Source organism: Halobacillus sp. BBL2006 (assembly GCF_000786645.1).
Classification (GTDB): domain Bacteria; phylum Bacillota; class Bacilli; order Bacillales; family Halobacillaceae; genus Halobacillus.
In genome coordinates this window covers 1-4,949 of sequence record NZ_JRNX01000180.1, presented here as the reverse complement: position 1 = coordinate 4,949, position 4,949 = coordinate 1, and the positions used below count along the sequence as shown (strand labels likewise).

The 4,949-nt window shown below is 40.5% G+C and carries 8 protein-coding genes; 2 read left to right on the top strand and 6 right to left on the bottom strand.

Annotated elements, in window-relative coordinates:
• The first annotated feature begins 132 nt into the window (after positions 1–132).
• Complete coding sequence (locus LD39_RS06445) at positions 133–381, top strand: hypothetical protein (protein ID WP_035544174.1); 249 nt, start codon at positions 133–135, stop codon at positions 379–381.
• Here the strand turns inward: LD39_RS06445 and LD39_RS06440 are convergent.
• From LD39_RS06440 to LD39_RS06425, 4 genes are all read right to left on the bottom strand, one after another.
• Complete coding sequence (locus LD39_RS06440; protein ID WP_035544172.1) at positions 378–746, bottom strand: DUF423 domain-containing protein; 369 nt, start codon at positions 744–746, stop codon at positions 378–380. The genes LD39_RS06445 and LD39_RS06440 overlap by 4 nt on opposite strands.
• Before the next feature lie 14 nt (positions 747–760).
• Positions 761–1,051, bottom strand: a complete 291-nt coding sequence (locus LD39_RS06435) for a YwdI family protein (protein WP_035544168.1) — start codon at positions 1,049–1,051, stop codon at positions 761–763.
• A 205-nt stretch (positions 1,052–1,256) separates the two neighbouring features.
• Positions 1,257–2,597: a sodium-dependent transporter gene (locus LD39_RS06430; protein ID WP_035544165.1), complete on the bottom strand. Its 1,341-nt coding sequence runs from the start codon at positions 2,595–2,597 to the stop codon at positions 1,257–1,259.
• A 104-nt stretch (positions 2,598–2,701) separates the two neighbouring features.
• A complete protein-coding gene (locus tag LD39_RS06425; RefSeq protein ID WP_052158753.1) occupies positions 2,702–2,923 on the bottom strand; it encodes a hypothetical protein in 222 nt (73 codons plus the stop codon).
• Between the two features lie 75 nt (positions 2,924–2,998).
• Between LD39_RS06425 and LD39_RS06420 the strand changes: the two genes are divergently transcribed.
• Positions 2,999–3,730: a TIGR02206 family membrane protein gene (locus LD39_RS06420; protein WP_035544162.1), complete on the top strand. Its 732-nt coding sequence runs from the start codon at positions 2,999–3,001 to the stop codon at positions 3,728–3,730.
• Positions 3,731–3,921: 191 nt separating this feature from the next.
• On the opposite strand, the gene LD39_RS06415 is transcribed toward LD39_RS06420, so the two are convergent.
• Complete coding sequence (locus LD39_RS06415) at positions 3,922–4,614, bottom strand: LiaF domain-containing protein (RefSeq protein ID WP_035544160.1); 693 nt, start codon at positions 4,612–4,614, stop codon at positions 3,922–3,924.
• Between the two features lie 109 nt (positions 4,615–4,723).
• Positions 4,724–4,949: cytochrome c oxidase subunit 3 (locus tag LD39_RS06410; protein WP_035544158.1), on the bottom strand; the 226-nt coding region annotated here is incomplete at its 5' end.

Here is a 4,949-nt window from a genome sequence, read left to right as displayed (position 1 = left end):
TAATTACAACTACCCATTTAATGGCGGCGGCCCGCAAATGGATCAATATTCCCCGAGGTAAGTTCAATAAAAAAATAAAACTCGCTATATTATTTAGCGAGTTTTTCACTATGATAAGAAAAGGGTGAACCGATGCGACATCCAAATGAAAACTACATCAAAGCTCAGTTGGGAACCCTATTGTTAGCTTTATTGTTAGCCATTTTAGGCTTATTTCAGCTTGAACACCAATGGATCATCCTTCTTATGTTCTATGTCCTTGCCACAAGCTTCATTTTTGAAGCCTTAATAGAATTAAATAAGCAGCAGATGATAAATTGTATCATCCAGCTGCTGCGTGCGCTAATCATTGTTTTGTTCACGACCATTCTTTATTTTTAAATAAATTTAATGATCGCATAACCAAGCAAAATCCAGCCGATTAAGAAGGCTAAACCTCCTACAGGTGTAATCATGGCAAATGTTTTAATTCCTGTCGGGGCATAAATATATAGGCTTCCTGAGAATAAAATGATACCCACGATAAAAAACCAGCCTGCGCCTGTCATCAATCCGGTCTGGATTTTGCTCATCAATAGACCTGTCACAAAGAGAGCCATCGTATGGAACATTTGATAATCTACGGCTTTCCCCCATTGCTCCAGTCCTTTTTCAGATACTTTTCCTTCCAATCCGTGGGCACCGAATGCCCCTAAAGCTACAGAAAGAAATCCGTTTAAAGCGGCTAAAATCAGAAATAGTTTCATTGCTTCTTTTCCCCCTAAAAGTCAAATATTGATGAGCCGTTTGCATCATCATGATCAACAGGTGTACTCTCGGTTGTTTTTGACGGCTTATCTGCCCCCATCATCTTCCGAACCTCTTCCACCGTTGGCTCTTCAACTGAACGCGTTGGCTTTGGAGAAGTAGTTTCTTCTTCAAGCAGCAGGTCCGCTAAGAGTTTTACTGAACGAACGTGCTCACGCACTTTTCGTTCGTCTCCGTGCTGAAGCATTGCTTCTTGTATTTCACTCGCCATCTTTTTTAAGACAGTCTGATTTGTTATTGCCATTTTCGCCATACTCCTTTATTTCTAAATGGTCTCTGTCGTAGTTTAACACGACCGCCTCGTTTCTGTCTTTTGTTCCTACCATCGTTCATATTTTGCTCATAAAGAGATCCTGACTTAGACAGTCAGGATCTTTTGTATTCTACTTTATTCAATTGTTCCTGATAGAAGGAAATATCAATTTATAAACTCTGATAGAGTCTTGCATTTAGAAGATAATACCGATCTTATTTAAGAAGATCAAAATGATTAGAATTGGTGCGATCCATTTCACAATCGTATACCATGCTCCACCAATTGGCGATGAAGTCAGATCAGTTGACTCAAGCGCTTCGGATTTTTTGTAATACCATCCCACTAGAAGTGCCATCGACAATCCGCCAAGCGGAAGCAGGATATTAGAAGCGATATAGTCCATAGAATCCAGAATATTTCTATCTCCGATCGGAGTAACACCCGACCAGATTCCGAATCCTAGTGAAACGGCAATCCCCATCACAAACATAATTGACCCCATCACTACACTTGTCGCAAAACGCGACCATCCGAAAACACGCATAAAGTAAGCAGTTGGCACTTCCAAAATCGACACGGATGAAGAAAGTGATGCAAGGATCAAAGCGAAGAAGAAGACCAGTCCGACGATTCCGCCTAAAGGCATCTGTTCAAAAATGCTCGGAAGCGTAATGAAGACAAGCGGCGGGCCGGAACTTGGGTCGATTCCAAAAGCGAAGACCGCAGGAAAAATGACAATACCTGAGATCACTGCAAAAAAAGTGTCCATAAGTCCAATGCCTAACGTGGCACTCGGTAATTTGTTCTCTTTTCTCAAATAGCTGCCATATGTCAGCATCGCTCCCATACCCAGGCTCAAGGAGAAGAAGGCCTGGCCGAGAGCTGCAATGTAAATAGAGGGATCACTTAACGCTGTCCAATCAGGAGTGAAGAGGAACTTCAAACCTTCTGATGCACCGTCCAATGACAAGCTGAAGAAAGCTAACGCAATCAGAATCAACGCTAGCAAAGGCATGAATATTTTATTTGCCAATTCGATTCCTTTCTTAACACCACTCAGTACGATAACAATTGTCAAAATCATAAAGAATGCTGTCCAGGCAATCGGATGCCATGTATGACTGATAAACTGGCCGAAGGCTCCATCGTATCCAGCTGCAGGCGCTGCAAAAAATGATCCATTTAAATAATTCCAGAAATAAAACATCGCCCAGCCGGCTACAACGGCATAAAAACTTAATATCAAAAACGCACTTGCAATTCCGAAGAATCCTGTTAAATACCAGGGAGTCCCTGGTGCCAGTTTTTTAAAGGACCCTACCACATCACTTTCAGCTTTTCGGCCTATACTTACCTCTGTCAGCAACAGAGGCACACCGATGATTAGAACAAATAGTAAATAAAGGATTAAAAAGGCTCCCCCTCCGTTATTGCCTGCAACGAAAGAGAATCTCCATATATTTCCAAGGCCGACTGCTGAACCCATAGCCGCCAGCATAAAGCCCAATTTGGTCCCCCATTTTTCTCTAGCCATCCAATCTCAACTCCTCTCAATTTACTGAAATTCCATTCATAAATATTCATCATCTTACCATAGAATGTGTATGTGTAAATACATATTCTGAAATTTCATTTCATTTACAGTCGAAGGTCGATCTGGGAGCGGCTGATCGAAGTTTCCCCTTTTTGATCTGGATGGTGCTTCGGTTTATATTGGACACACTCTGTTCCAGTTGTTTTCAAAACGAAGGTTGAGGGAATTTCTTTTGTCTTGAACCCATAAGCTTTACAAGCTCTCGGAAAAGCAGAGTTCCAAGTTGTATAGAAGTGCTGACATTGAAAACAATTGATTTTACTCATCGGCCCTCTCTTTCACGAACAATGATATGGTAGAATCATAGCACAGCTACATTTTATACACTAGGATGTGTCCACATGAAAGAATGGTTTACCCCAGGGAGTGATTATCCTTTTTATTCGTTCGGTACCAGCCATATAATTGTATTAGTAATCTTCTTTATCATTTTAATCGCAATCCCTTTGTTTTCCAGCAGATTAAATAAATATAAACGTACTTTTCAAACTGTGCGATTTAGTCTTCTCATTTTGTTGATTTGGTCTGAGGTCAGTTACCAGACTTGGACAGCAGTCAATGGATTGTGGAACTTTGCTGATCATATGCCGCTCCATTTATGTGGCATCGCCTCCTTACTAGGTATGGTGTCCCTCATTACATACAAGCCAAAGCTTATCAAAATCAATTTCTTCATTGGAATTATTCCAGCATTGATTGCTTTAATTACTCCTGATTTACCTTATGACTACCACCATTATCGTTTTTGGAAATTCTTTTTACACCACATGGCTATTCCATGGACTAGCTTGTTTCTAGTGGTCACTGCCCGCGTTGAAATTACCTGGAAAGACATGATTGAAACTTATGCCTATTTAGTTGGTTATGCAGTGATTATTGGATTGATCAACTTCTGGACAGGAGCTAATTATTTGTATTTGGACCATCCCCCAGGTGCTGGTACCCTACTAGGCGTTATCGGGGACGGAATTGCTTACATCCTCAATCTGAGTTTACTTGCCTTGTTCACTTTTCTAGTTATGCTGGGATTTTATAAATTATCCAGACGATTTCTAACAAGGAAGGAAGAATAAATATGAAACGACAATATCGATGCTCTAGGATTTTATCAAAAGCGTGGATATCGGATTACAAAAAATCGTGAGAGACGGAAGCAAGAAAATACAAACCTGGTATCCCCCTCACAGCCCCAAACGGTATAGCTATTAAGGATGAATTGCTGCTAGAGAAAACCCCGCATTAAAAAAAGCGAGAGTACGTGTCGTTACACGCTCTCGCTTTTTATTAATTCTGCTTGTCTACGTACGCTGACATCTCCTACTCCAACATTTAATTTCATCTTCATATGCGGCCTTCCTTGTTGATAAGCTCTTGTACAATAACGCCCCGAGCCTTGAGGAATCAAATTTTCTCCATTAAATTTCCCCATACCTTTATTTACTTGGATGACAGCCGGCACATCATCTGACAAATGGATGACCTGGTTCCCTACACCCCCATCTATTTTGACTGGAATATCCTGTGTCACCTTGATATTAGTAAAGTGCAAATGACAGTCACCTATACCACAGCTAATTTTCAACTTCCGTAATTCTAACTCTTTCAAATCTATTGTAGAGTTGCCCGCACCTAAATTTAAATTCAAATGAAAGGAATTGTTCCTCGGTACGTAGATGCTCCATCTTTGCTTATCTTTTTTCCATGGTTTAAAACCTTTTGTGTCTTGAAAGACTTTTAGATGCTGACCCTTGTATTTAATTTGTGGCGGAGTCTTACTATAACTTGCATCCAACCTAGCTTCCTCTCCTTCACAGCAGCTGAGGCCAAGCTCTCCTATACCAAGATCACTGCTGAAGGTAAGAGGTTGGTCTGGTTCTACTGTAAAGACTTCTCTAACCTGATGATCTTCTTCAACTCGATCTGCAAACCATTCGTCGATCATTGAACGAAAACTCATTTACATCGCTCCCTCCGTTTTCTTATTTCTATTATAGAAAGGAACTACCCGCGTTTCGATCTCCTGAAGGATGATTTCTACTCAGACTCTAGTATGAAATACCAATAAACTAGAATAAATACGGAGCGTAAACGATCAAAATGATCAACACCCATATGACATCTACAAAGTGCCAGTAGTAATTAAAAATCTTATGCTTTTCTATGAATAATGCCTTCGGCAGCTTCTGCCGCTTAAGCTGGATCATCAGCAAAATCATCCAGCCAAGGCCAAAAGCGACATGAGAAGCGTGAAGACCTACCAATACGTAAAAAGAAGATAAAAAATTATTCATA